Genomic DNA, 25,575 nt, shown 5'->3' with positions numbered 1-25,575 from the left:
CTGTGCATGCCGTCCGGGATGAGGAGAAAAATATATGCAACGTCTTTGGAAAGAATTCAGCAAAGGATTATGGAAAGAATTGCCCCCGCTCCGGGTGTTGCTCGGGCTTTGTCCCACTCTGGCCGTGACATCCACGGCGGAGAACGGTCTGGGCATGGGGCTGGCCGTGATCTTCGTACTCACGTTGTCCAACCTGATCGTGTCGCTGTTGCGGCGCGTGATTCCGCCCAAGGTGCGGATCGCCTGCTTCATCCTCATCGCCGCGACCCTGGTGGTCACAGTGGAGCTGCTTATGCAGGCCTATGTGTATCCACTGTACCAAAAGCTGGGCATCTTTGTTCCGCTCATTGTGGTCAACTGCATCATTCTGGGCCGGGCCGAAGCGTTTGCCTCCAAGAATTCCGTGGGCCTTTCCGTGGCGGATGCCCTGGGCATGGGACTGGGGTTTACCCTTTCCCTGACCTTTCTGGGGGGCATTCGGGAGCTGCTGGGCAACGGCACGCTGTTCGGCATGTCGGCGACCTGGGACTCCTTCCAGCCGCTGAGCATCATGGTGCAGGCTCCCGGCGCGTTCCTCGGGCTGGGATTGATTCTGGCTGGAATGAACGCTTTGAACAGCTGGTATGCCCGACGGCATGAGGATCCGCCGCCCCGCGCCCTGGAAGCCATTGCCTCCTGTTCCTCCCTGGGAACCGAGCACACCTCGGCGCTTCTGAACGGGGGGAATACGGAAAACGGGACAAACGGGGACGGCACTGGCCGGGCGTCCGTTAATGGTCATTGAGCCGCGTTAAGGAGAATATACTCATGGATTATTTCCTGCTCGTCATCTCCGCAGTATTCATAAGCAATATTGTTCTGGTGCAATACCTGGGCGCGTGTCCGTTCATGGGGACGTCCAAGGATGTGGGCGTGGCGCTGGGCATGGGGGGGGCTGTGGTCTTCGTCATGACCATGGCCACGGCCCTAACCTGGCCCATCCAGCACCTGCTGTTGGTCCCCCATGGGGTGGAGTATCTGCAAACCATCGTGTTCATTTTGGTCATCGCGTCATTGGTGCAGTTGGTGGAAATGGTTTTGCGCAAATTCGTTCCGCCGCTCTATGCGTCCTTGGGAATCTATCTGCCGTTGATCACCACCAACTGCGCCGTGCTTGGTGTGGCCATCCTGGTGCAACGCAACGAGTTTTCCTTTGTGCGCGGGGTTGTTTTTTCCCTGGCCTCGGGCGCGGGATTTCTGTTGGCACTGGTCATCATCGCGGCCATCCGCGAGCGTCTGGAAACCGCTCCCGTTCCCCGTGTGTTCCGGGGAATACCTGTAGCGTTGATTACGGCCGGTTTCATGTCTCTGACTTTTTTTGCATTCCGGGGCATGGGCGGCTGAGGCCGTTGCAGGATGTATCCTTGATGCAATGAACGCACTGGAGTCGTTATGATTGTTTCCTCTGTCGCCATCGTATTCGGATTGAGCTTCAGCGCTGCCGCACTGTTGGCCGCTGCCTCAAAATTCTTACAAGTCAAGGAAGATCCACGGGTTGCCAAGGTGGAGGCCTGCCTGCCCGGTGCCAATTGCGGCGGGTGCGGATATCCTGGATGCTCTGCTGCTGCTGCGGCTGTTGTGGCCGGGGAAGCTCCTCCGGAGGTGTGCGTGGCGGGCGGCATGGATATTGCCGAAGCCATTGCACGGGTCATGGGAAAAACCGTGGACTATCGGGAGCCGCAGGTTGCCGCGCTGATTTGTTCCGGCGGGGATCGGGCCAACCGCATGTTTGCCTATGAGGGCGTCCGGGATTGCCGGGCCGAGGCCATGCTCTACGGCGGAGAAAAAAGTTGCGGTTTGGGGTGTCTCGGGCTGGGATCCTGCGTTCGGGCCTGTCCTTTTGGAGCGATCCGTCTTGGAGAGCACAACCTGCCCATCGTGAACAAGTCCTTGTGCCGTTCTTGCGGCAAATGCGCCGAGGTCTGCCCCACAGGGGCCATCCGCATCACGAGTTTTTCCGCCAGCCTGCTGCATGTGAACAAACTCGTGGACTGCCTGGCTCCCTGCATGCAGAAATGCCCGGTGCAACTGGACGTGCGAACCTTTATCCAACAGGTCAAGTCCGGGGATTTGCACGGCGCGTTGCTTACGCTCAAGAACCGCAATCCCCTGCCGCTCGTGGTGGGGCGGATTTGCCCTCACCCCTGCGAAGATATTTGCCGCCGCAAGATTGTGGACGAAGGCGTGGCCATCAACGCCTTGGAGCGTTATGTGGCGGATTGGGAAATGAACAACGGCCGGGTGCCCATTCATGTGGCCCCGGATACCGGGCGCAAGGTGGCCATTGTCGGCGGCGGGCCGGCCGGCCTTTCCTGCGCGTATTTTCTGCGCCGTCTCGGGCATCAGCCTGTCATTTTTGAATCCCATGCTGCCCTGGGGGGCATGCTGCGGTATGCCATTCCCGAATTCCGACTTCCGCGCAATGTCGTGGAATATGAGATTCGCGGAATCCTGGAACTGGGCGTGGAGGTTCGTACCTACATGACCTTCGGCAAGGATTTCGATCTGGAAGATTTGAAAGAACAGGGTTTTGAGGCAGTATTCCTGGCTACTGGCGCGTGGAGGAACCCGCGACTGTTTATCCCGGGCGACGATGCCCGCAACGTCGTGGGCGGCGTGGACTTCCTCACCGGCATCGGCTCGCGTTGGACCAACCTGAAGGGGCAGCGCGTGATTGTTGTTGGCGGCACCAACTCGGCCATGGATATTGCCCGAAGCGCGGCGCGGCTGGGGGCACAGTCCGTTCACATCACCTCGCGGCACATTCGCCGGAAAATGAGCGCCAATAAGTATGAAGTCGAGAAAGCGCGGGATGTCGGAGCGCAATTACTGGAGCAAATCATTCCAGCCTCGTTCGACGTGGAAGAGTCCGGCCGTGCAGTGGCGCTGCATTTGTTGCGGGCCGAGTACCCGGATTCGAAAAAAGCCTCGGGAACTCCTCAGCCCATTGCGGGCAGCGAACATCGACTGGAAGGGGATCTTTTCATTGTGGCCACGGATCGTGTGCCGGATTTGACTCCTTATGTGGACAAACGGGGAATCGGACCGTTCAAAATGACCAAGCAGGGAACCATGGTGGGGGATGACGCCACCATGCAGACCAATATGTCCCACGTTTTCGTGGGAGGGGAATTGCGGCGTGGGCGGTCCATTGTCATGGAAGCGGTTTCGGACGGTCGACGCGCGGCGCGCTCCATTCATCATTACGTTACGTCGGGCGAGGTTCCCGTGCCGGTCATGCCCCAGGAGCGGGTGGTCCCGGAATCGTTGCTCAAGGGGATGCGGGTCCGTTGGCACATCCCCAAGGTGCAACCCTCGGAAGTGCCGGTACGTGCTCGGTTGGAGCGGTTCGCTCTGGAGGTCCGGCGGGGCATCGGCGAGCGGGAGGCCGTCAAGGAGGCTAGTCGTTGTTTGCGGTGCGGCTTTACGTGTTACGATGCTGAAGCCGGGTCGGAGTTTGCCGAGGATCGGGATGTGACGTTGTTTGACCAAGGCGCGGAGGAGCGCGTTGCAATGGAGGCCAAGTCATGAGTGGAATCGGGAATAATTCGTTGATGCATGGTGCTGCTTCCATGAGTCGACGTGGGTTTTTACGCACTGGGCTGGCCTTGGGGCTGGGACTGGCCCTGCCCGTGTGGGTACCGTTGCGTGCTGATGCTGCAACCGCTCCCCGCTCTGATTACTGGGAAGCAACGCGTTTTTTGTTGGGAACGTATGTGACCGTGTGCGGGGTGCATGCCGATCAAGATTGCGCCGAGCAAGCGATAGACGCGGTTTTTTTTGAAATTGAGCGACTGTCCGGATTGTTGAATCGTCACGATGCCGGGTCCGAGCTTGCCGAATTGAATCGATCCGGGCAATTGTCCCATGCATCACCCGAGTTGATTCATGTCGTGGATCGTGCGCTGGTTCTGAACCGGTTGTCCCAGGGAGTGTTCGACCCCAGCGTGGCTCCGCTGGTGGATCTCATGCGTTCGTCGGGCGCGTATGATCCGGATCCGGCACTATTGCGGCAAACTTTGGAATTGATCGGCGCGTCACAGATTCGCCTGGATGGAGGGCGCGTAGGTTTGGCAGGGCAGGGCATGGCTTTGACCCTGGACGGCATCGGCAAGGGGTATATCGTGGATCAGGCCTCCCGTGTGATGTCGGCCATGGGCGTGGGGGATCATTTGATCAACGCGGGCGGAGATATCTTTGCTGCGGGCCGTCCCTCTCGGGAGCGCGGCTGGCGGGTCGCATTGCAGGATCCGTCAGGGAAACAGCGTTCCCGGACGGTATTGGAGTTGACGAATCAGGCCGTGGCCACTTCTGGAGCGTATGAGCAAACCTGGGGCGCTGGGCGACATCATATCGTACGCCCTGACTCCGGCATATGTCCGGGTCGCAACGCTTCTGTGAGCGTGACCGCACCAACGGTCATGGAGGCGGACGCTCTGGCCACGACATTGTTTCTGGGATCGGCCCACGATGGGCTGCGATTGGTGGACAGTCTGCCGGGCCGGGAATGCCTGATCATTGGCGTTGACCAGGGACGGATCGGCTCCCGCCACTGGAGGCGGCTGGAGGTGTCGTCGCAAGCATAGTTCATAGACCGCATGGACACCCTTACGCTGGGGCTTCGACTGTGTGCCGAAGCCCCTCTCTTTTGGGCGGCGAGAGAAACGCACCGACCGAGATGTTGCATTGTTGTTCGGCAAAGGCAGGCTGGAGAAAAGAACCCCGACGGAAGAGGGCGCTTCCGTCGGGGAGGGTGAGGGGAGGAGGGTGAAGCCTTGGCCTGTTGTTTCCTTGGCTTCTGTATGTGGACGCGTGGCACTTGGGGGAATGCTCCACGTCCTCGAATCCGTATCGTCAGGTCAGTGGGCGGACTTGGCGATACGGTCGATTTCCGCGTAGAGTTCGTGGTCGCGGATAATGCCCACGACCTTGCCTTCATCTTCCACGAGAATCCGTTGCAGATTGTGCGAGAACATCTTTTCCGCCACTTCGATGAGCGAGGCGTTGGTTTCGATGCGCACGGTGTGGGCGGTCATGACGTCTTTGATCAGAACGTCCAAAAGGTCTTCCACCTGGCGGGTGAAAACGCCGTCCCAGAAGAAGTGCGAGAACCTGGTGGTTTCTTTGGACTGGGGCTGAGCGGACACGTGCGCCTTGTACAGGGCGGTAACCAGGTCGCGGATGGTCAGATACCCCACGGGCTGGTCCTGCTCGTTCAGCACGATGATGGAGCGATGTCCCCGGTCCGAGGTCACATCCGTGGCCATGACGCGTTCGTTATGTTCACGCAGCTTTTGTACGGCACGCAACACGCTCTCGGTCTCGCGGATAGTGGTGTATTCGCTCAGGGGAATCATGAGATCTTCGGCGCATATTTCCGCCTGCCATCCTTCGTAGGTGGACTTATAGGCATCCACGATGCGCGATGCGAGATAATTGATTTCGCAGGGCTTGGTCAGATAGTCGAACGCGCCGTCGCAGTAAGCATCCACAGCGCTTTTGATGGATCCGTGTCCCGTCAGCATGATGACCTGGGTGGTGGGGCGGCGTTCCTTGAAAGCCTCGACGAATTCGTTGCCGTTCATCCCGGGCATTTGAAAGTCCGTAATGACCACGTCCGGATCTTGATCCACCATGGACAACGCTTCCTGGGCGCTTTGGGCGGTGACGATCTCAAATCCTTTGGATTCGAGCAGCCGGGCCATATTGCTGCGGAAGCGATCATCGTCATCCACCAGCAGTACGCGAATGTTCATCATGTTCCTCAACTCCTTGGCCTGTTCCCGTCGCGCTGGAGGGCGGCGGATTCCATTCGGCCGTCCCGGGCAATCCGGGAGGCGGGCATGTCCGATTCTGCGAGGAAGAAAAGCAATCGGTGTGCCACTTGGTATCGATATTTATACCAAGGTGTTGAGTGTCTTTTTGCGTGTTTTTTGCGTGTTTTTTCGTGCGGAGTCTTGCCGTGCTAGGCAGTGGTGCACAGTTGGGCGGCGGTTTGGGCAGGAGGCAGGTTCTGAAAGGCGACCCGGAAGCGCAATTCCGGCCCGCCACAAAAATCAATGGGAGCGGAGGAACCGGAACCTTGTTCGTCGGGCGAATTGCTCGGGGAGTGCGCCTCCAACGAAATTGGTTTCAGCCCCCAACAGCAAAGATGCCCTGGACGAAATTGAAAAATATCGTTCAACGGAAGGCCGAGCACGCGGCAGAGCAGGACGCGAATAATTCCCGCATGGGTGACGACGGCGCAGGGCAAGGGACCATGGGCCATTTGTTCCAGCATTGGCCAGGCCCGTTGTGCAAGGTCCGAAAAACTTTCGCCTTCGGGCGGCCGGAAGTCCGCAAGATTGTTTCCCCGGGCGGCGTATTGGTCGGGTGTTTGTTCGCGAATTTCGGCCATGGGACGATTTTCCCATTGTCCCAGATGAATTTCCCGAAGATCTTTGAGGATGGTGACCGGCCGGTTTTGCGCTTGAGCCAGTTGGGAGGCGGTTTGAAGAGTCCGTTGCAGGGGCGAGGTGTAAATTGCGCGAACGGCACCCGCGGCAAAGACGCTGCCGAGTTCTCGGGCTTGTGCCTCCCCTTTGGGGCTGAGAGGCAGATCCGTGGTGCCGATGTATGTTTTTTTCGCCGTGGGAATAGTGGCCGCATGGCGAATGAGCACGAGCATGTCATCCCACCTGCAATAGTCGGCGGGCAGCCGGACCAGCCTGCTCCAGGTAGATGGCCAGGACACGGCGGGCGCGGTCCAACCGACTCGTGACGGCTTGTACGGCTTCTGGATTGTTTTGAAATTTTTTTTGCTTTGCGAGATATCGCTGTTCCAGCGGGACGCGTTGGGTTCCTTGCACGAATTTATCTGCCAGGAATACGATTTCGCGTTCTGTGATTTGCGTGATGTCGTCCGGGTTCAGATCCACGTGGTCGCGTACAATGGGGGCTGCTGCGGGAAAACCATGCTCCAAAAGGAAGTTGGCACCGGCTTGAGCGTGTTTTGCTTTGGCGCGGGCCACGTCATGCACCAGGGCGGCGCTTCGTGTCAGGGTGACGTCTAGGGGCGTTGCCTCTTCGGGAAGGGATGCATTGAGGAGGGCGGTCATGCGTACTGCGAGGTCGGCCACGGCCCGGCAATGCAAACGGATGGTCTCCGGCGTGTGCGCCAGGTCCAGCAGGGCATCGCATTCCCCATCCAGCGGATAGTCGCGGGTGGCGCGTTGGTCCAGGCGGCGGTACTCTTCAGGATGATCCATATCCAAAAGAATGCCCTGGTCAGCCACGGGTACCAGTGCGGCCTCCTCTGCATGGGCTTCCAGTACGGCGCGCAGACCACCTTGACCGTCGTGAGCCAGAATGCGCGGAATCATGTCCTGTCGCAGCAATGGCGGGTGTCCTGGTGTTTCCTCAAAGACCGGATGGGTGATTAAGGCGCGGTGCTTGACAAAGTGCGCGCTCAGCCGTTGCAAGGTTTGGGGGCGGATCAGCGGGATGTCCACGGGGAGCAGAAAAAAGGCGTCGATGTCATTCGGCAGTGCGCTCACACCGGTCAAAACGGATCCGAACATGCCGGACGCATGATCGGGGTTGTGGACCATGACGGAATCATAGGTCAGACCAAGGGGGGTAATTTGTTCAGCGTTGTGTCCCGTGACGATAATAGGAGAGGGGATCCCGGCCTGGGCAAAGCTTTGGAGCAGCCGCTCCAAAGCGGGAACACCTCCCAACGGAAGCAGCGGTTTGAATTGGCCCATGCGGGACGAAAACCCCGCGGCCAGAATAATGGCGGAAAAGCGAAGCATAAGCCGTTCCTCGGTAAGGTTACCCTTGTTTCCCGGGCGCGCCGCGCAGATGCACCAGCTCGCCGACGATGCTCAGCGCGATTTCTTCCGGTGTCTGTACATTAATGGCCAGACCGATGGGGCAGTGGCAGCGCTCTAGATCCTGATCCGTGAACCCTTCCTTGCCCAGTGCCGCGTAGACGTCGTTCTTTTTTTTCTTGCTGCCGATCATACCGACGTATCGGGCCGGGGTACGGAGCGCCTGTCCCAGCACGGTCTTATCGTGGGCGTGTCCTCTGGTGAGGATGACGACATACGCATTTTCTTTCACGACTTCAGGGTCTACTGCATTGTGAAAGTCGTCAAGAACCACGATTTGATCCGCTTCTGGAAAACGGTCCTGGTTGGCGAAATCTTCGCGATCGTCCAACACCACGGTACGAAAGCCCATCATGGCCGTTAATTTGGCGGTGCATCGCGAAACATGCCCGGCACCATACAGAAATACGGGGGCCGGAGGATAGACAGGTTCGGCCAGGAAGCGTTGATCGTCCAGGCAATGAAGTCCTACCGTCCCCCGAGAGCGGGTCAGGTGGAGCAACCGTCCCCGCACATCGTCCGGTATGGCATTGCCGTTTGCCTTTTCCGGCTGGTCCTGGAGCACCACTTCGTGGTCCGCGGTTCGTATGTTGTCTTGCGTGTCTTCCTGTACGAGTCGAACCAGCAAAATGCTGGCCCGGCCGTGGCGCAACGCCTTGTTCTGAATCGACATGGCCTTTGCTGCGGAACTGTTCGGAGTCACGTGTTCCAACAGGAGGCGGAATTCCCCGCCGCAAATCATATCGGTTCCCGCGGCCAGGTCGCGGTTCAGGTTGAGTTCGCGCAGTCGGGCCGTTCCGGGGGGCGTGTCGAACAGTTCGCCTGCCTCGCGAATCGCCATGGCTTCGGTGATGCCGCCACCCACGGTGCCGAGGATGCCTTCCCCGGTGCATCCGGGACGGCGTACCGTCATCTTTGCTCCGGAGGAACGGGGAGTGGAGCCGTGGGAATCCACGATGGTGGCGAGGACCACGGATTCGCCGCGGTCCAGCAGGGTGAGGGTATCGCGTAGCAGGTGTGTCATGAAGAGGTCTCCTGAAGAGGTGGCGTGGGCATGTTGAGCACGCGTTTTTGTAGTCCCGGCAGGACGGGAGCGCCGTGTCCGGTGGCCGTGATGCATACGTCGGCCGGATCGCATGGCAAGGAGGAAAGTTGTTGAATCGCTTGTCGCACTTGTTGCAGTACGGCATCTTCCGCAGAACTTCCCGCATGGGCCACCGTGCTGACTTGTATCGTTACGTTTGCAGGTTGCTGATGGGGCGAGGGCGCCTGCACGGCAAAGTCGGCCAAGCCCGGCACTGCGTAAAGTATGTCACCAAGGGCGGCCGCGTCCAGTGGGGAACCGTTTTGATTGGAATTGTGCGTGGTATCTTGGGGCAGCCGACGCACGGCTGGGTCAAGGCGACGCAGAATACTGCCGCAGGGACACGTCCCGGGCAGGATGCGGCCCCGGTCTCCTGTGCGGTATCGAATCAGCGGCATGGCACGGCGTGTCAACGTGGTCACGACGATTTCACCCCATTCACCGTCCGGGACAAGTCGGCCTGTTCCGGGGCAGAGGATCTCCACGTACAGATCGGCTTCGCGCAGATGCATCCCCGGGGCGCGGCCGCATTCCACTGCGCCGCCCAGTCCTGTTTCCACCATGCCCCAGTGGTGAAAGGCCCGACAGTGCAGCCCTTGCTCCACAGCGTGCGCCAGGGCCGGAGGCACCGCGTCCCAGCAGAGCAGCGCCGAGCGAAGTCGGGGTTTGGGGCTGTCTTCCCCGTACCGGGCATGCGCGGCAAGGATATGCACATGGGCCGGGGAACCGACCACGCAGCGGACGTTTTCCCGTGTCATTCGGTGCAGGGTCCCCAAAGGAGATTCCAGGGGACCGCATACCAAGGCACGCACGTCAAAGGACGACAACGCGTCACCGAGGAGCCTGCCAACGCTGTCCGGACGTTCGCCGGGCAGGAGTACCAGCGCTGTTTCGCCCGGTTGAACAAGATTCCGCATGCCTCGTCGAAAGAAATGCCGAATGCGTTCCAGGTCATTGGGCGTGAAAAATATTCGTTTGCCCGGTCCGCTGGTGCCGGAGCTGGGGATGCTGACCACCCGGGCCACTTCGTCCTGTGACGCCGCGAGGAATGCATGGGGATGCTCCCGAAGGTCATGGGCCGAGGTCAGAGGAAGCGCGGTCAGGGATTGTGGAAATTCATGCTCCGCAAAACGGACGTGACGCAACGCCGTCCGGTAAAACGGGCTGTTTTTCCGGGCATTGTCCACTGTCCGTCGGCATTGCCTGCCCTGGTACTGGAGCAGCGCAAGGCGGGAGATCGCCGAATCGGGCGGAGGAGCTGATGCGTTGTTTTGCACCAGGGCTTCCGCCAGCCATCGGTCAAGCCAGGACCGCGTGACCATGGGTGTTCCGGTAGAGCGGCCGCCCATCCACGGCCGTGAGGTTGTAGGCACAAAACGGGATCAGCCTTCCATCGGTTGTAACCACATGAATGCAGCAGCCACGCAGTCGGTCCAGGTCCAGGGACCAGGCATCTTGAAAGGCCATGGCCGAAACAGCGAGCCGGTGCGTGGCGGCTCTGGCCAGAAAACGGTCCAGGTCGTCCATGGGAACCGTTGGCCTGGCTTTCTCCGTCCCATGGGGAGCCATGGGCAGCCGCGCAGCGGGCTGCGGGGACTGCTTTGGTGCTGCATCGTCCTCGGAGGGTGCTGTGCCCGTGTGATGGGTGGGTGCAGACCATTGGCGGCTGACAAAGGCTTTGGACTGATCCGCTCCGGTTTTCGCCGGGATGGGTTCCACCTTGCCGGAACAGCAGGCGCGTTGTTCCGAAAGTAAGGTCAGACTTTGATCTTCATTGACCAGATAATTGGCGTGGAACGAGCATCGGGCGTGCTCGCATGCAGGTGGTAAAAAATCGCGGGCGTGAATCAGGCCGTTGGTCTGTTCTTCCAATCCCCGCATCACTTCAGGGAGCGTGATGCGAGCCTGATCCGCCGGGGAAGCAGGGAAACGTCCAAAATAGCTGACGGGTTGGAAATGAATGCCGCGGACCCCGGGTGAACGTGAGGCCGCCAATTCCAGCAGCCCGCCCAGGTCTTGATCATTGACGCCGGGAATCACCGTGGGCACGAGCACCACACCGATGCCGGCGGCAATGAACCGTTCCACGGCCAGGAGTTTTTCCTCAAGCAGGGAGGCTCCCCGCAACTGTTCATATGGCTCCGGTCGGTGGGAGTCGAACTGCAGGAACACGGAGTCCAGCCCGGCCCGGGCCATGGCCGGTGCGAAGCTTTTTTCCCGGGCGGCGCGCAATCCGTTGGTGTTCAGTTGCACGAAGGGAAATCCGATCTGCTTGGCCAGGGATATGAAAAAGGGCAAGTCCGGGTGAATGGACGGCTCTCCTCCGGAGAATTGGATATTGCAGGGTCCGGACAGGCGCATGACCTCGCGCAACATGTGTTCCACTTCGGGTTTGGTCAGATCCGGGCGTTTCGGAACGCCTGCCGACGCAAAGCAGACCGGACAGGCGAGATTACAGCGCCAGGTGATTTCCAAAAGCGCGGTGCAGGTGTGTTGGCGGTGGTCCGGGCAAAGTCCGCAGTCGTAGGGGCATCCCCGTTCAATGGCTGTCGCGGGGATGCGCGGCCGCGAGGGAATTTTGGGTCGGCTCCAGCGGGAAAGCTCCTGGCCGGGATTGCCCCGCCAGATTATGCAGCGGAACAGCCCGTGTTTCGGACAGCGCTTGGCGAGGTAGGCGTTGTTCCCCTCTTCTTCGATGCTTGCGGGGATTGTGCGTAAGCATACCGGACAGACGCTCTGCGTCCCCCGGAGGAAGCGCGACTCAGAAGGCATCGGGTAGCTCCCTGCCCTGGCTTGGGTCCAGGCCGTTTTCCACCAGGAGTTCCCGCACCCGGGCATGGGTTTTGGCAAGCAGGCCGCCGCAACGTTGGGGATCGGGCCTGCCGCATTCGCCGCCGAGAATGGCCTTGCAGGTGGTGCCGCCAAATTCGCTGCAGGCGGTTTTACCGAACCATTCGCGCAATTCGGAAAGCAGCAACGGCAGGCGCTCATCTTCCTGCTCGTGATCCAGTCCTTTGCCCGCGTAAAAGGCAAGCAAACACAATCCCCCCGTAAGAACGCCGCAAGGACCGGAACAATCCCCCAGTCCGTTACAAAGTCCGGCCATGGCACGGACCAAGTCTGTATTGGAGCGGCCGGTTTCTTCCAGGCCGAGCAAGAGCATGATCTGACTGCAACAATACCCGGCACCCGAAAGGCGCATCAAGGTCAGGTCCATGTCGTTCATTGTCATTGTCCTCCTAGGAGCGTTGTGGTTTTGGCTTGTGCGCCGAAACCAGACAATATCCCGCACCGGCACGGCAGGCGTCCGGGGAAATGCCAGCCCAGGTGAGCTTGGCGGCCAAGTCCCGTAGCAGCGGGGAATGGTCCTCAAATCGGATAGCGTATAATCCAGCAAGGCGAAGATGTTCCAAGAGATCGGCTTGGGTGAAAGAGGTTTTTGTGCAGGACGTTTCCGTTTCGGGGGAACGGTTTCCGGGAATAGTTGGACAGGCAGCCTTGGTCCGGCCTTCTGCAATGCGATAGAGATCCGAAAGACCAAGCATCCCTCCGGGGCGCAGCACTCGATGCAGCTCCCGCAGTACCTTGCCGGGGTCGTGTTGAAGGGAGAGCACGCATTCGCAGAAGACCGCATCCATGGAGTCGGGCGGCAAAGGCAGGGCGTCGGCGTTGCCCTGCATCAGTGGAAGCGATGGATGCTCCGTGCCAGGGGCGAGATCCAGCCCCAGGGCGCATACGCCGAAGCGCCGTCTGAGGAAACGTACAGTGCTTCCCAACCCGCATCCCACGTCCAGCACTCGCATGCCCGGGCATAGATGCATTGTTTCGGCGAGTCGGGTGGTCAGTTCCAGACCGCCAGGGCGCAGCGTGTCTCCTGCAACTCTCCGCAACTCCGGGCGAGTCCAGAGAGGTGGCGCCTGATGGGGGGCGGCAGGAGGGGAAAGCGGCCCGGGTTGCCCCGGGGGGACAGAGCGGTTCACTTGTCCTCCAGAAGTCGTTCCACCTCGGCCATTTTTCCCGTGGCCAGGGCTTCGGGGATGAGAACCATGCCGCAACAGGGGCAGGCGGGCAACTCCACATTAAAGCTGCTGCCCAAATATTCCAAGCTGACCGGAGCCGGTTCCAATGGTTGGTCGCAGGTTCGGCAACGCCACCCCGTGACATCGGCTTCGGGAACACGAATGGTACTCATCGGTCGCCTCCTTTGAGGGTGTCCACCACGCGCATGCGGTGGCTCCAGGCATTGTGGACGAGGTATCCGCCGTCGGGTTCCGGTTCATATTCGACCCAGTACGTCACGCTGACGGGGCGGTGTCGGGCCAGAAGTCTCCCGGATTCGGACACAAAAGCGCAGCCTTGGCCATTGTTGGCCCGTTGCGCGGTCAGCAATGTTTTTTGCAGGTCCGAGACGAGGATGCGTCGTTGATCCAGCCGTTCCTCCACACCAGGGGCAAGTCGGACGGTCACGGATTCATGCTCGGGACGCAAGGGACTGGATTCCTGCCAATAGGTTTGCAGAAGTCGTTCCTTGAGTCGGGCGCGATTTTCGCGTCGTTGCGAATAGCCTGGAGCAGGGCGTTGACCCGGCGCAGATTCGTTTGGCTCCGGCGGGGGAAAAAGTAAATCCAGGGCATGGGAGACGGGCTTTCCGGTCCGCACCAGCCTGTCGCGGCACATGGCGCAATAGGTCACGAAGTCGTGGTCCACGGACTTGGCACGGCGTTCGACCACTTCCCGGCCGAGGTCTGGGTCCACTTCGCAGAGCAACCCGCCATAGCCGCAACATTCCGTGAGGTCTTTGGTCAGCTTCGGTTCTACGAGGGGTATGTCCAGACGCTCCAGCAGGGTGCGGACGTCCTCGTGCAGGGCGGCATCCTGGCGTGAGCCGCAGGGGTCATGAATGGCCAGCGGGGTGTTTGAATCGCGTTCCGGCGAGGGCAGGTCCATATCCGTGAGCATCTCCCAAAAGGAGCGGATATCCGCTTCCGGTAGCGCTTCCCGCAGGGTTTGCAAACAGGTGGGACAGGCCGCTGCCACGGCTGGCGAACCAAGTTGTTTCCAGGATGAGCGCAACTCGGCCAGCGATGTTTCGTAGCGGTCCACCTGTCCGGCCCAGAGTGCGGGCGCGCCGCAGCAGGCCAGGTGTAGTCCTGTTTCGGGTTGTTGTTGCAGCAGCCAGGCATAGACCCGTTCCACCAGGGCCGGATCCGAGGCCGTCAGCTGGCAACCGGGAAAGAAGAGCCATTGAGTGGGAGAGCCTCCCGGAGCCGGGCGGGCCAATGCGCTTTGGTCGCCATTGGCGAAGTCCATGTCCCGCAGGGCGAATTCATGCGCTGACGGCGGCATTTTCCCGCGTTGCACCATGTCTCGTCGGGCTTCCAGACAGAGCGCGCCCATATCGAAATCCCCGGGACACAGGGTTTCGCACAGGCCGCAATCCATGCAGGAATTGATCATGGTGTTGGCCTGACGCGTTCCCATGACAATGGAAGCGTTGTTGTAGATGCGGCGGGCATAGACCTTGGGGTAGGAACCGTATTTTTCCAGGTAGGCGCAATGTTTCACGCATTCCAGACATTCGCATTGCAGACAGCGGCCCGCTTCTTCTTGTATGGCGGTCTCCTGGTCTGCGGGATCCGACGTGGGAGCAAGCGATACCGGAGGAACCTGGGGAATAGTGGAAATGTCGGTATGCAGGCGGCTTTCATAGGGACCGTCCTTTTCCCGGCCGGCAGTAAGGGAAGCGCCTTGGGCAAAACGTTCCATGGAATTGGCGGCCCGTCTCCCCAGGCTGGCGAGCCGAGCAGGGGAAGGTGATTCGGGCGGTTGGAGCATCTCATGGAGATTGCCAGAAAAAACGCCCGGAATATCTGTTCCAAGGGTCAGTGGATCAGCCTGATCCAGCCCGGTTTCGGCCAGGGAATGGATTTCCGGATCAAGAAATACGGCGTCGCAATGTTGCAGTAAAGCTTGCAGGGTTCCTTGCTCCAGAGGGTGCGGAGCGAGCATGGTCACTCCCATCTTCTGGAGCCGTTCCAGTTCCGCCTGCACCACGGCATCCGGTAAAATTTCTTCTGTAAAATCGGCAAGACTGCCCTGAACCGGGCGGCCGTGCAGTTGGACCGTAAAGCCCTTGCGTGCCAGCTCCCAGGCCGCGCTTAATCCGGCCAGCCCCGCGCCCAACACGGCGACGGTTTTTTCCTTGCGTGGCAGTGGGGGCTGCGGGGGCATGCGGGTGACCATGCGGGCGCAGTATTTTTCCAACGCACCGATCTGCACGGCTCCGCCTCGCTCGGAACGAAGGCAGGCGGACTCGCAGGGGGCGTCGCAAATACGCGCCAGCACACGCGGCAAAGGCATGGTCCGGGCAAGGACAGCCCAGGCCTCGTTCCAGCGTCCCTGGCTCATGTGCTTGCTAAAGGCGCGGGCATCCACATGCAGGGGGCAGGCCGCAGTACACCGCGGCGCTTCTTCCTGCACACACTTGGCTTCCCAGGCATGTAATGATTGTTGGTCCATAAGCGGCTCCCGTGTCGGCGTCCCATGGTCGGAAAGAAAGGCGGCGGTCCGACGGATTACCGGACCGCCGCCAGGTTGAGCGTGTCGAGTGTGCCTAGGCGTTCAGGCCGGCCAGCACCTTTTCAGGCTTGGCGGGCAGTTGGCGGATGCGGACGCCGCAGGCGTTGTAGATGGCGTTAATCACTGCGGCATGGGGCGCGGTGAGCGGCATTTCGCCTACGCCGGAAGCGCCGAACGGTCCGTCGGGACGCGGCGTTTCCACGTAGATGATCTCCATGTCGTCCGGGATCTGCTTGATGTACGGGAATCCGGCTCCCACCATGGTGGAGTGCTTTTTGATGTCCTCGTAATCTTCGGACAGAGCCAGGCCGATGCCCTGGGCCACGCCGCCGTAGATCTGGCCGTCCACCACCAGGTAGTTGTTGACCACGCCGATGTCGGCCACGGTAGTCATTTTTTCCACGGTGGTTTTACCTGTGGCCAGTTCCACAGCCACCTCGGACATGAACACGCCGTACATGTAGCAGCAGAAGGGGTTGCCCTGGCTGTTTTCGTCGCAGTCATTGGCCGGGGCGGTCCATTTGCCGTGCACACGGGTTTCGATTTTTTCGTCGACCATTTCCTTGTGCGTGCGGAACGAGCCGTCGGGCTTCTTCATGGCCGCGATGAGCATTTCACAGGCCACGCGGGTGGCCTGGCCGGTGACGACCTGTGAGCGGCTGCCGCCCGCCGGTCCCGCATTGGGGGCGAGGCTTGTGTCGTTCATGACCAGGTTGATCTGGTCCGGCGTAATGTTCAACGGGCGCAGCGCTTCGTGAGCTGTACCCAGGGTTCCCATGTCCGCGCCCTGGCCGTGATCTTCCCAGCAGGAGTAGATGGTCACGGTGCCGTCAGGCATGAGTTCGGCGTCCACCTCGGAGGTGTCCGGACCGTCCAGACCAGAGCCGTACACACCGATGGAGATGCCCACACCACGTTTGATTTCGTCCGTGGAATTGGCGGCGGCGCGTTTTTTGGCTTCTTCGTATTTCGGCTTCAGCTTATCCAGCATTTCCGGCAGGGAATAGACTTCGGGATCCTGGCCCGTGGGAGTGGTGGCACCCTTGCGGTAGACGTTCTTGTAGCGCAGATCAAAGGGATCCATGCCGAGTTTCTCGGCCAGCTCATCCATGAGCACTTCCGAGGGGAATTCGGCTTCCGGTGCGCCGTAGCCACGGAAGGCCGCGCCCCAGCAATGGTTGGTGCAAACGGTGCGCCCGTTGCCGCGGATGGCCGGGATGTCGTATCCCGCGCCAATATACTGGGCGCCGCGCAGGGTCAGCAGGTCGCCGAATTCGGAGTAAGGACCGTGGTCACAGGTCCAGTCCGTTTCCATGCCCAGGATCTTGCCGTCCTTGGTGGCGGCCATGCGCAACCAGGTGAAGAAGGGCGAGCGTTTTCCGGTGTAGGTCTGCTGCTGGTGCCAGGAGTAGTTGAGGTACACTGGACGGCCAGTGGCCAGAGCAGCCGCGCCGACCAGCGCTTCCATGGTCGGGCTGAACTTGTAGCCGAAGGTGCCGCCCGTGGGGTTCTGGACCAGAGCCATGTTTTCCGGCTCCACGCCCAGTCCCGGAGCGATCATGAACAGGTGCAGATGCAGACCAATGGACTTGGAATGGATGAAGAGCTTGCCGTTTTCGTCCTGGTAGGCGAATCCCACGTCCGGCTCGATGGGCATGTGCGGCTGACGCTGGGTGTAGTAGTCGCCTTCGGCGATTACCACGTCATCACGGTTGAAGATCGGGGCGGTGTCGTCGCCTTTTGCGATCTTCGGTGTGTAGTAGACGTTGGGTGTACCGGGATGGATTTCAATGGCGTCGTCGGCCATGGCCGCGGGGGCGCTCATGTATTCGGGCAGCTGTTCCAGGTCCACCTTGACCTTGGCGGCAGCGGCGTTGGCGTGCTCCTCGGTGTCCGCGCAGACGATGGCGATGGCATCGCCGTACTGGAAGATCTTTTCGTCGCAAAGGATCGGACGATCCCATCCGTCGCCTTTGTTGGCCGGGAAGGTGATCAGGCCGGTGATGCGGTTTTTGCCCTTGACGTCCTTGTAGGTCACGACCTTGAACACGCCGGGCATTTTTTCGGCCTCGGAGGTGTCGATGTTCAGGATCTTGGCATGGGAGACCTCGGCCTGGACCAGGGCGCAGCGCAGGCTGCCTTGCGGCAGGCGAATGCCCAGGTCGGCACCGAAGTCCCAGGTGCCGGTGACTTTGGCAATGGCCGAGGGACGGGGATACTTGGTTCCCCAGATGCGGCCGTCTTCAGGGATTTCAAAGAGCAGATCGTCTTCGCTCTTTTCGCCGCGCATCACTTCGGCAGCGGCCATGACGGCGTCCACCAGGGGTTTGTATCCGGTGCAGCGGCAGGCGTTGCGGTGCTTCTGGAACCAGTCACGCACCTCTTCGCGGGTGGGGCTGGGATTTTTCTCCAGCAGCGCATAGGTGGAAACCAGGAAGCCCGGGGAGCAGAATCCGCACTGCGCCGCGCCGTAGGCGATCCAGGCCAGCTGGATGGGGTGCAGATTGTCCGGGGTGCCGATGCCTTCCAGGGTCAACAGCTTGGCGCCGTTGTCCACCTTTTTGAGTTTCCGGGTGCAGGAGCGCACCAATTTGCCGTCCATGTAGACGGTGCAGGCGCCGCACTGGCCTTGGTTGCAGCCGATCTTGACGCTGGTCAGGCCCAGGTTTTCACGCAGGACGTTGGCCAGTGATTGATTCGGATCGGCCACGACCGTGCGCGGCACACCGTTGACATTGAGAGTGCGTTTGATCATGGAGTCCTCCTTGTACGCACGTTGACAGTAACCATGGACCCCCTCTCGGCCCAAAGCGTGTCCTGTTGCAGGAACTATTTTCCAAACGGGCAGACCGGATAGCGGCAGGTGTCGCATCCGGCGCAGAATCCGCCGTGTCCCAATTCCGTGATGTCTTTTCTGGTGAGTTTTTCGCCGGCCAGGAGCCGCGGCACCACGAGGTCGAAAATGCTGGCTCTGTAGTACATGACGCAGCCGGGCAGCCCCACGATGGGGACACCGTTTTTGTAGGCCAGCATAAACATGACGCCCGGGAAGGTCGGAGAGCCGTAGGTGACCACTTCGGCTCCTGTGGCGCGAATGCTGGCCGGCGTCTGGTCGTCCGGGTCCACGGACATGCCGCCTGTGACCACCACCATTTCCGCTCCCTGGGCGATAAAGGCGTCGATGGCGTCACGCGTCATGGCCGGATCGTCGCTGGACAGGGTCTGGCCCATGATCGTGCTGCCGAGTTTTTCAAATTTTCGTTGCACCACGGGGCCGAATTTGTCCTCAATGCGGCCGTAATAGACTTCGCTGCCGGTGGTGACCATGCCCACGCGCAGCCGGGCAAAGGGTTTGACCTGAACCACCGGGCCGGATTCCCTACAGATGGTCTCGACCCGGCGGACTTTGTCCTCGTCCACAACCAAAGGCACGACGCGGGTTCCGGCCACGGGCCGTCTGCTGGTGATCTGCTGACCGGTGTGCAGGGTGGCCAGGGCGACTTCTTCGATGGCGTTGATACGGTTCAGGGCTTCGACGTTGATGGTGAGCAACCCGGGATCGGCCAGAAAGTTGACGCGCCCTTCCACAGGGTCGGACAAGGTGATGCCGGGACCGGTTGCGGCGTTGGCGATGCGCCGGGCCGCGTCGTCTTCATGGAGTTGTCCTTCCTCCAGACTGAGCACGTAGATGTGCTCTTTTCCGATTTCCAGCAGCAGGGGGATGTCCTCTTCGCGGACGATGTGGCCTTTGCGAAAGGCCGGACCCTTGGTCTGGCCCGGAACAATACGGGTCATGTCGTGGCAAAGCACTTTGCCCACGGCCTGTTCAACAGGGAGACTGTTCATCATAACATGCGGCTCCGTGTGCGCGAGTAATCGGCGGTACGCCCTGGCGATTCCGCCCGTCCCGAATTGTTCCGGGAACGCTCGTATGGTGTTGCGAGTTGAAGTTTGGTTGAAACTATGCACAAGCGGGCATAATTGGTCAATGGGTGTAAAGGTGACAAACGCTTGGCATGGGGAAAGGGAATACGGGCAAATGCCGTATATCCTATGCAGGGCGTATGTTTTAGCGGAAAGTGCGAGAGGAAGATGAACTGGCTGGACCAGGAAAATCGGTCTTAGGAAGGCTCTGGAAGAGTGTCCGATGTGTTCAAAAATGGAACATACTGACGCTCCAGCCAGTCCGGGGCGACCCGTCCGCTGACCACGGGGAGGATCGTGTCTCCAAGATAGCGGGCCTCGGCAAGGTCGTGGGTGACGTGGATCACGGGGATGTCCAACGAGGTTTTCAGGTCTTTGAGTTCCTTACGCAAGGCTTCCCTGGTGGCGGCATCCAGGGCGGAGAACGGCTCATCCAGCAGAAGCAGGGAAGGATTGCGGGCCAGTGCCTGGCAAAAGGCGGCCCGTTGGCGCTCTCCGCCGGAAATGGCCGAGGGTTTGCGATGTTGCAGGTGATGAATCCCAAAGCGTTCCATCAGTTCATCCACGCGGTGTTCCTGTGTGGCGGCAAAGGCAACATTTTGGCGTACCGACAAATGAGGGAACAGACAGTAGTCTTGAAACACGAGGCCGAGGCCGCGTTTACGCGTTGGCACGAAGCGTCGCCGCGTTGTATCCACCCAGACGGCATCACCCATTGTGATCACGCCTTGATCCGGTCGTTCCAGACCGGCAAGCAGCCGGACCAGGGTGGTCTTTCCGGCACCTGACGGACCCACGAGCGCGGTAAGACGGCCCGGCGCGCAACAGAGTTCCACGTTCAGTTCGAAATGCGGCAGACGTTTGCGTATGGAGGCGTTCAGGCTCATTGGTCTCTTTGGTTGATGCGGTTGATGATCAGCAGCACCACAAAGCTTACCGGGACAAGCAGGGCGGACATGCGGAAGGCATCGTCGTAGCGCAGGGCTTCCACTGCCTCGAAAATGGCGATGGAGGCCACCTTGGTTTCACCGGGAATGGAGCCGCCGACCATGAGGATGACGCCGAATTCACCCAGGCTGTGGGCGAAGACCAGGATAGACGCTGCGGCCAGACCACCCAAGCAGTTGGGCAAAACCACGCGGAAAAAGGCTGCGGTGCGTGAAAGGCCGAGGATGGATGCGCTTTCCAACAGGCGGGAGTCCAGCTTCTCAAAGGAGGCGCGCATGGGCTGGACCGCAAAAGGCAGGTTGAAAATCAGGGAGGCGAGGACAATGGCGGAAAAGCTGAACACCAGTCGCTGCCCGAAGAGCTGTTCCCATGACGCTCCCAGAAAGGCGTTTGGTCCGAAGCAGACCAACAAACCAAAGCCGAGCACCGTGGGCGGAAGCACCATGGGGAGCGTGATGAAGGCATCCAGCAGGCTTTTGCCGGGAAAACGGAAAAAGGCGAGCATATAGGCGAGGGGCGCTGCTGCCACCGGAATAAGTACGGTGGTCAGCAGCGCCAATTTTGCCGAAAGGAGCAGAGGACTCCAATCCATGATCTATTTGTACCCGTATTTGGCCTTGATGGCCGCTACTTCCGGTGTGGCCAGAAATTCGACGAATTTGGCCGCTGCCTCGGAATGCGGGGCGCTGTTGAGGATGCAGGCCGCCTGAATTACGTCCGGAGCCTGGGGGATTTCTACGAAGCAACCTTTTTGACCTTGCTCGGTGAACACAGAGGAATACGCGCAGAACCCGGCGTCAGCCGCACCCGTTGAGGCGTATTGGAACACCTGGGCGATGTTCTGGCCGAATACGAGCCGCGACTGCATGGCGTCCCATATCTCCGCCTTCTGCATGGCCACCATGGCGGCGTTGCCGTATGGGGCGTTTTCCACATTGGCTATGGCCACTTTGACGGCGTCCGTGTGTTGGGCGGCCTTGGTCCAATCGCCTTTGCAAAGCTGGGGATTCAGGCTCCAGAGTACGATCTGCCCTTTGGCATAGACAAACGGTTCGGAACACAGGCCGTCCGCAAAGAGTTTGTCGGGCCGGCGCTGGTCAGCGGCAAGAAAAACGTCGAACGGAGCACCGTTTACGATCTGGCCGTAAAGCTTTCCCGTTGATGTATAGGTGGCATCCACCTCAAGGCCGGTTTGTTGTTCAAAAACAGGGATGATTTCCTTCATGGCGGGCATGAAGTTGGCGGCCTGGGCCACAAGCAGATCCGCTGCCGAGGCAGGCAGAGGCAGGGCTATGGCCAGGAGCATCACAAGGGCGAGGAGTCGTTTCATGCGGAGCCTCACAGGGTTTGCATTATCGGATCGGTGCGACTAGAAAACAGGATTCGCACAGCAAGTCTGCCCTGCCTCATACTCGGCTTCCGATCCATGGGGCAATGTGGTCACGCTTTTTGGAAGAACCGTGACCGGAAGCCGGATCGATTGCTATGCAGACGCACCAGCGGCCCTTCGCGGGGAACAAGGAGCATGGATGACGACGCAAGGAAATGGACGTTTGGCTCCGAATCAAACTTTTGATGTGCCGGAAGGGGTCCGGTACCTTTCCGCAGCGCAGGCCGAAGAGCTGGAGCAAGCCTTTGCCCGGTGGCGGGCTTCGGCGCGAACAGCGACCGAGCGGCGCTCCAGGCGGCGACTGGATCTTCTCTTTTTGTTTTTGCGGCGCACCGGCGCACGCCTGGGTGAGGCACTGGGGCTGGACGAATCACGGGATATGGATCTTGATAAAGGCTGTGTCCGGCTTGGGAACGACCGGTCACGCCGGAGCGTACCATTGCCGGAGCCGTTTTGCCGTGAGATGCAGTGGGCTTTGCAGGCACCGGAGGCTGCGGGACTGGAGGGCTGTTTTTTTCAGTTGGATCCCGGGTACGTGCGCCGGGTGTTTTATGCCCGGGCCGAGGCGTGCGGTTTGCCGCGGGAGTTGGCCGCTCCTCGGACGCTACGCAATACCAGGGCAGTGGAATTACTGCGCAACGGCGTCCCGCTGGCCGTGGTGCGGGACGTACTAGGGCAGTCCTCTACCGATCTTACCGCCGTGTATCAGCATTACTCCGGGGAAACAGCCACCACACTGGTGCGTCGGTTGGGGCTTGACGATCTGGCCGAACGGACCAGTGCGCGAAATACGTTTGTCGGGCGGGTGACCGAGGTAGTGCGTGACGGCGTTATGGCCCAGGTCCGCATGCTTTCAAGGGCGGGAACGTCGATCACGGCCGTCATTACCGTGGAAAGTCTGGTGGCTTTGGGCCTGGAACCGGAGGTTCCCGTAGTCGCCACCATCAAGGCTCCTCTGGTAGGCGTTATTCCCGGAGCAGAGGCTCGGCAAGGCGTAGCCGTAAACCATGTTTGTGCTGAGATTACTTCGGTGCGTTCTTCCGAGGTGTTGACGGAATATTCCGGCATCACGGGCGAGGGGGAAGCGGTGTGCGCGTTGGTGTCGGCCTCGGGCGCTGAAGTTTTGGGGTTGTCTCGGGGAGATAGCGCGGTGTTTCATTTCAAGGCGTTGTCCGTCGTTTTGAACACCGTGTGATGGGCGGGCCGGCCTTTGCGGGAGTCTTTTGAAGGAGTTTCCCACCAAATGATCAATGCAACACTTTCAACCAGTGACGGTTGGCAAAGGCGCAATGCTTGAGCATAACCATTTCGGATCATGGATTATTTTGGGATGCGAGGCGGGTAAATTTTTTTGAAGCGTGACGCAGCCCGCTAGGGGCGGTCCAGGCAAAGCGTGAGATAGGCTACGGTTCCGCGATCTGGCTCCGTATCCATGCACAGGCTGCCGTTCATGAGTTGAACCAGTCGTTTGACGATTTGAAGCCCCAGTCCCGACCCCTGATATTTTCGATTACTCCCGACTTCAGCCTGGGTGAAGGCGTCAAAGATAGACGGAAGCAGGGTGTCCGGCATGCCGATTCCCGTGTCCGTCACCGTGAACAGCAGATGAACCGTATGTGAGTCGGTCGGGCCGATGTGGTCAACGCTCAGGGTAACATGGCCTTCTTCCGTGTATTTGATTGCATTTCCAACCAGATTGATGAGAATTTGCCGGATCCGCGCCGGATCTCCCAGCAGCCGGTCCGGCAAGGATGGGGAGAGATCGATGCGTAGCTGCAATCCACGCTTGCGGGCGCTGGGACCATGGCTAAGCCGTACGGCGTTGATCAGTTTGTTTAGAGAGAAGTTTTCCTGCTCCAGCTCCATTCGCCCTGCCTCAACCTTGGAAATGTCCAGAATATCACCGAGAAGCTGGGTCAACGTGCCGCAGGCGGACAGGGCGCTACGGATATGGCGTAGCTGATCCGGGCGGGGATCCTTGGCCCGCAGGAGTTCCAGCATGCCCATGGCCGCGGTGAGGGGCGTGCGCAATTCGTGGCTCATGTTGGCCAGGAAGGTGGATTTGGAACGGCTGGCCGCTTCCGCCAGTTCCTTGGCGCGTTGCAGTTGCACCTGGGTGGCGTTGCGTGAGGTGACGTCATGGCAAATGCCTTGGATAAAGGCGGGACCGAGGCGGCGTGCGCTGATTTCAAAAAAAAGCCATTGCCCGTTTTTATGCTGGAGGCGCAGCTCCAGCCGCATGGTATTGCCCATGAGCAGTTCCGTTATCTGCGGCGGACGCAGGGCCAGGTCTTCTTTGTGCATCAGGCTCGACAGCTTGACGCCGCGGAGTTGGCTGGGGGCGAAGCCCAGAGATCGGCATAGATGCGGGTTCACATCCTGAATGCAAAAGTCTTCGTCCAGGATGAAAATGCCCTCGGTGGCTTCTTCGTAGAGCATTCGATACCGGCGTTCACTTTCCTTGAGGCTTTGCTCGGCGCGGCGGCGCGCCAGGATGTTCATGGATAAGGCTACCGTCGCAAGGGTGAGCAGCAGAAAGACTCCGACGATTGCCAGAGCGAGCGGTCTGTTGCGTTCCAGAAAACTGTGCTTTTGGAAAAGAATTTCACTGCCCTTGGGCAATCGGTTCGGTGGGATGGAAAAACGCGTCAGCTCTCTGGCGTCGAAAAGCCAGTGAGAGGAGCAGTCCCATTGGACGGGGATAGCGTCGATGGATTCGCCGGTGAGCACCCGCCGGGCCATGTTGGCGGCACAGCGGCCTTGGTTGAATCCGCTTGCCATGTTGCCGCCAACCACGCCGTGTCCCATGCTCCAATCCCAAAAGGAATATACGGGAGCATCTGTGGCGCGGCTGACCATGCGGGTTCCCTGTCTGGTCGTGAAGGTTGTCCCGTCGGGAGCGAGGAAATAGCCGAGATAAAAGACCACGCTTTCGTCACCCAGGCGGGAAAGTCGTTTGGTGAGCTGCGCGGGGGAAAGGTTGTGCAGTTCAAGAAACCGGATCCCCTCCCGCTGGAAGATGGGGTAATCCTTGCGCAGTTTTTCGAGATTGGCCTTGTTGGAAGGCGTTGCGTCGGTGACGGTGACGACCTGCCGGGCCGTGGGGTGCAGGCGTAATGCGGTTTCAAGCGTGGCCTGCATGTCAAATCGTTCTGCAACGCCGGAGATGCGCGGGATCCCGGCGATGCGGTCCATGTGCAGGTCGTTGATGCCGCAAAAGACCACAGGCACGGCGGGGAACAATGCGTCGCGGTATTCTTTGATGAAGTTGAGGGCGTTGTCGTCGCAGGTCAGCAGGAGGTCGGGCTGCTGCCCGGAGTAACGGTGTTGCAGAATGGCGGCCAGCGGAGGAAAGCTTTCCTTGGGCGGGAAGCGCTTCGTGTCCATGTATTCGAAGGAGATGTCCACGTTGGTGCCGTTTTCGCCCAGGACATCCAGAATTCCGCGAACTTGATCATCCGTCCAGGCGTATCCCTGGTGATAGGAAAGCAACACCAGGACTTTGGCCGGTGTGGGCATCGTAGAAGTGTGTGCCCGTGCTGTAGAGATGGCAAGAAAAAGAATTGTTGATATTGCTGTGTAGATACAAAGTCGAAAAGGTAAATGCAGAAATCTGTGCGGCCAGTGCCGGATCAAGGAGAGCAGGTGGACCATTCGTGCTCCGGTCAGTTAGAGCGAATCGCACAGTTGAAATTAGTAAAATGAATATACTGTTTGAAGCCTCTTTCGTCAAAGTATCT

General features: G+C 59.9%; 21 protein-coding genes. 5 read left to right on the top strand and 16 right to left on the bottom strand.

Annotated features, from left to right (window positions below; genetic code table 11):
• Positions 1-34 precede the first annotated feature (34 nt).
• Genes rsxE through B5D49_RS09100 form a run of 4 tightly spaced genes read left to right on the top strand, consistent with a single transcriptional unit; the run spans position 35 to position 4,625 of the window.
• Positions 35-784, top strand: a complete 750-nt coding sequence (gene rsxE / locus B5D49_RS09115; protein ID WP_078717381.1) for an electron transport complex subunit RsxE — start codon at positions 35-37, stop codon at positions 782-784.
• 23 nt (positions 785-807) lie between these two features.
• Positions 808-1,383 (top strand): electron transport complex protein RnfA, encoded by a 576-nt coding sequence (locus B5D49_RS09110; RefSeq protein ID WP_078717380.1) that lies wholly within the window; start codon positions 808-810, stop codon positions 1,381-1,383.
• A gap of 48 nt (positions 1,384-1,431) precedes the next feature.
• Positions 1,432-3,570 (top strand): RnfABCDGE type electron transport complex subunit B, encoded by a 2,139-nt coding sequence (locus tag B5D49_RS09105; RefSeq protein ID WP_078717379.1) that lies wholly within the window; start codon positions 1,432-1,434, stop codon positions 3,568-3,570.
• Positions 3,567-4,625 carry an FAD:protein FMN transferase gene (locus B5D49_RS09100; protein ID WP_078717378.1) on the top strand — a complete coding sequence of 353 codons (1,059 nt, stop codon included), beginning with the start codon at positions 3,567-3,569 and terminating at the stop codon, positions 4,623-4,625. The genes B5D49_RS09105 and B5D49_RS09100 overlap by 4 nt, the downstream gene beginning before the upstream one ends.
• Positions 4,626-4,898: 273 nt before the next feature.
• Here B5D49_RS09100 and B5D49_RS09095 read toward each other — a convergent pair whose 3' ends face one another.
• From B5D49_RS09095 to modA, 15 genes are all read right to left on the bottom strand, one after another.
• Complete coding sequence (locus tag B5D49_RS09095) at positions 4,899-5,798, bottom strand: CBS domain-containing protein (protein ID WP_078717377.1); 900 nt, start codon at positions 5,796-5,798, stop codon at positions 4,899-4,901.
• Positions 5,799-6,004: 206 nt separating this feature from the next.
• Positions 6,005-6,706 carry a histidine phosphatase family protein gene (locus tag B5D49_RS09090; RefSeq protein ID WP_078717376.1) on the bottom strand — a complete coding sequence of 234 codons (702 nt, stop codon included), beginning with the start codon at positions 6,704-6,706 and terminating at the stop codon, positions 6,005-6,007.
• Between the two features lies 1 nt (position 6,707).
• Positions 6,708-7,832, bottom strand: coding sequence for a DVU_1551 family NTP transferase (locus B5D49_RS09085; protein ID WP_078717375.1), 1,125 nt, complete (start codon positions 7,830-7,832; stop codon positions 6,708-6,710).
• A 19-nt stretch (positions 7,833-7,851) separates the two neighbouring features.
• Positions 7,852-8,934, bottom strand: coding sequence for an XdhC family aldehyde oxidoreductase maturation factor (locus B5D49_RS09080; RefSeq protein WP_078717374.1), 1,083 nt, complete (start codon positions 8,932-8,934; stop codon positions 7,852-7,854).
• Positions 8,931-10,316, bottom strand: coding sequence for a DVU_1553 family AMP-dependent CoA ligase (locus B5D49_RS09075; RefSeq protein WP_078717373.1), 1,386 nt, complete (start codon positions 10,314-10,316; stop codon positions 8,931-8,933). Before B5D49_RS09075 ends, B5D49_RS09080 begins: the two co-directional genes overlap by 4 nt.
• Positions 10,294-11,766, bottom strand: coding sequence for a radical SAM (seleno)protein TrsS (gene trsS, locus B5D49_RS09070; protein ID WP_078717372.1), 1,473 nt, complete (start codon positions 11,764-11,766; stop codon positions 10,294-10,296). The genes B5D49_RS09075 and trsS overlap by 23 nt, the downstream gene beginning before the upstream one ends.
• Positions 11,756-12,220, bottom strand: coding sequence for a DVU_1555 family C-GCAxxG-C-C protein (locus tag B5D49_RS09065; protein ID WP_078717371.1), 465 nt, complete (start codon positions 12,218-12,220; stop codon positions 11,756-11,758). Before B5D49_RS09065 ends, trsS begins: the two co-directional genes overlap by 11 nt.
• A gap of 13 nt (positions 12,221-12,233) precedes the next feature.
• A complete protein-coding gene (trsM, locus tag B5D49_RS09060) occupies positions 12,234-12,884 on the bottom strand; it encodes a DVU_1556 family methyltransferase (protein ID WP_144019351.1) in 651 nt (216 codons plus the stop codon).
• 86 nt (positions 12,885-12,970) lie between these two features.
• Entirely contained in the window at positions 12,971-13,186 is a 216-nt protein-coding gene (locus tag B5D49_RS09055; RefSeq protein ID WP_078717369.1) for a DVU_1557 family redox protein, read from the bottom strand.
• Positions 13,183-15,513, bottom strand: a complete 2,331-nt coding sequence (locus B5D49_RS09050) for a pyridine nucleotide-disulfide oxidoreductase/dicluster-binding protein (RefSeq protein ID WP_078717368.1) — start codon at positions 15,511-15,513, stop codon at positions 13,183-13,185. The genes B5D49_RS09055 and B5D49_RS09050 overlap by 4 nt, the downstream gene beginning before the upstream one ends.
• A 94-nt stretch (positions 15,514-15,607) precedes the next feature.
• A complete protein-coding gene (locus tag B5D49_RS09045; RefSeq protein WP_078717367.1) occupies positions 15,608-18,328 on the bottom strand; it encodes a molybdopterin-dependent aldehyde oxidoreductase in 2,721 nt (906 codons plus the stop codon).
• Positions 18,329-18,402: 74 nt separating this feature from the next.
• Entirely contained in the window at positions 18,403-19,422 is a 1,020-nt protein-coding gene (locus B5D49_RS09040) for a molybdopterin-binding protein (RefSeq protein ID WP_078717366.1), read from the bottom strand.
• Between the two features lie 272 nt (positions 19,423-19,694).
• Positions 19,695-20,384, bottom strand: coding sequence for an ATP-binding cassette domain-containing protein (locus tag B5D49_RS09035; protein ID WP_078717365.1), 690 nt, complete (start codon positions 20,382-20,384; stop codon positions 19,695-19,697).
• Positions 20,381-21,037, bottom strand: coding sequence for a molybdate ABC transporter permease subunit (modB, locus tag B5D49_RS09030; RefSeq protein ID WP_078717364.1), 657 nt, complete (start codon positions 21,035-21,037; stop codon positions 20,381-20,383). The genes B5D49_RS09035 and modB overlap by 4 nt, the downstream gene beginning before the upstream one ends.
• Before the next feature lie 3 nt (positions 21,038-21,040).
• On the bottom strand, positions 21,041-21,775 hold the full coding sequence (gene modA, locus B5D49_RS09025) for a molybdate ABC transporter substrate-binding protein (RefSeq protein ID WP_078717363.1): 735 nt from the start codon (positions 21,773-21,775) through the stop codon (positions 21,041-21,043).
• A gap of 199 nt (positions 21,776-21,974) precedes the next feature.
• Here modA and B5D49_RS09020 point away from each other — a divergent pair, with 199 nt between their 5' ends.
• Positions 21,975-23,030 (top strand): TOBE domain-containing protein, encoded by a 1,056-nt coding sequence (locus B5D49_RS09020; RefSeq protein WP_078717362.1) that lies wholly within the window; start codon positions 21,975-21,977, stop codon positions 23,028-23,030.
• Positions 23,031-23,206: 176 nt separating this feature from the next.
• Here the strand turns inward: B5D49_RS09020 and B5D49_RS09015 are convergent, their stop codons facing one another.
• Positions 23,207-25,354, bottom strand: coding sequence for an ATP-binding protein (locus B5D49_RS09015; protein ID WP_159447185.1), 2,148 nt, complete (start codon positions 25,352-25,354; stop codon positions 23,207-23,209).
• Between the last annotated feature and the right edge of the window lie 221 nt (positions 25,355-25,575).

The organism is Paucidesulfovibrio gracilis DSM 16080 (genome assembly GCF_900167125.1).
Taxonomy (GTDB): domain Bacteria; phylum Desulfobacterota; class Desulfovibrionia; order Desulfovibrionales; family Desulfovibrionaceae; genus Paucidesulfovibrio; species Paucidesulfovibrio gracilis.
The sequence above is the reverse complement of the archived record's forward strand: the minus strand, read 5'-3'. Positions and strand labels throughout refer to the sequence as shown.

Bases quoted from the DNA above. Each gene is read 5' to 3' on its own strand.
- rsxE (WP_078717381.1), top strand. From the start codon at position 35: ATGCAACGTCTTTGGAAAGAATTCAGCAAAGGATTATGGAAAGAATTG.
- B5D49_RS09110 (WP_078717380.1), top strand. From the start codon at position 808: ATGGATTATTTCCTGCTCGTCATCTCCGCAGTATTCATAAGCAATATT.
- B5D49_RS09105 (WP_078717379.1), top strand. From the start codon at position 1,432: ATGATTGTTTCCTCTGTCGCCATCGTATTCGGATTGAGCTTCAGCGCT.
- B5D49_RS09100 (WP_078717378.1), top strand. From the start codon at position 3,567: ATGAGTGGAATCGGGAATAATTCGTTGATGCATGGTGCTGCTTCCATG.
- B5D49_RS09095 (WP_078717377.1), bottom strand. From the start codon at position 5,798: ATGATGAACATTCGCGTACTGCTGGTGGATGACGATGATCGCTTCCGC.
- B5D49_RS09090 (WP_078717376.1), bottom strand. From the start codon at position 6,706: ATGCTCGTGCTCATTCGCCATGCGGCCACTATTCCCACGGCGAAAAAA.
- B5D49_RS09085 (WP_078717375.1), bottom strand. From the start codon at position 7,832: ATGCTTCGCTTTTCCGCCATTATTCTGGCCGCGGGGTTTTCGTCCCGC.
- B5D49_RS09080 (WP_078717374.1), bottom strand. From the start codon at position 8,934: ATGACACACCTGCTACGCGATACCCTCACCCTGCTGGACCGCGGCGAA.
- B5D49_RS09075 (WP_078717373.1), bottom strand. From the start codon at position 10,316: ATGGTCACGCGGTCCTGGCTTGACCGATGGCTGGCGGAAGCCCTGGTG.
- trsS (WP_078717372.1), bottom strand. From the start codon at position 11,766: ATGCCTTCTGAGTCGCGCTTCCTCCGGGGGACGCAGAGCGTCTGTCCG.
- B5D49_RS09065 (WP_078717371.1), bottom strand. From the start codon at position 12,220: ATGAACGACATGGACCTGACCTTGATGCGCCTTTCGGGTGCCGGGTAT.
- B5D49_RS09055 (WP_078717369.1), bottom strand. From the start codon at position 13,186: ATGAGTACCATTCGTGTTCCCGAAGCCGATGTCACGGGGTGGCGTTGC.
- B5D49_RS09050 (WP_078717368.1), bottom strand. From the start codon at position 15,513: ATGGACCAACAATCATTACATGCCTGGGAAGCCAAGTGTGTGCAGGAA.
- B5D49_RS09045 (WP_078717367.1), bottom strand. From the start codon at position 18,328: ATGATCAAACGCACTCTCAATGTCAACGGTGTGCCGCGCACGGTCGTG.
- B5D49_RS09040 (WP_078717366.1), bottom strand. From the start codon at position 19,422: ATGATGAACAGTCTCCCTGTTGAACAGGCCGTGGGCAAAGTGCTTTGC.
- B5D49_RS09035 (WP_078717365.1), bottom strand. From the start codon at position 20,384: ATGAGCCTGAACGCCTCCATACGCAAACGTCTGCCGCATTTCGAACTG.
- modB (WP_078717364.1), bottom strand. From the start codon at position 21,037: ATGGATTGGAGTCCTCTGCTCCTTTCGGCAAAATTGGCGCTGCTGACC.
- modA (WP_078717363.1), bottom strand. From the start codon at position 21,775: ATGAAACGACTCCTCGCCCTTGTGATGCTCCTGGCCATAGCCCTGCCT.
- B5D49_RS09020 (WP_078717362.1), top strand. From the start codon at position 21,975: ATGACGACGCAAGGAAATGGACGTTTGGCTCCGAATCAAACTTTTGAT.
- B5D49_RS09015 (WP_159447185.1), bottom strand. From the start codon at position 25,354: ATGCCCACACCGGCCAAAGTCCTGGTGTTGCTTTCCTATCACCAGGGA.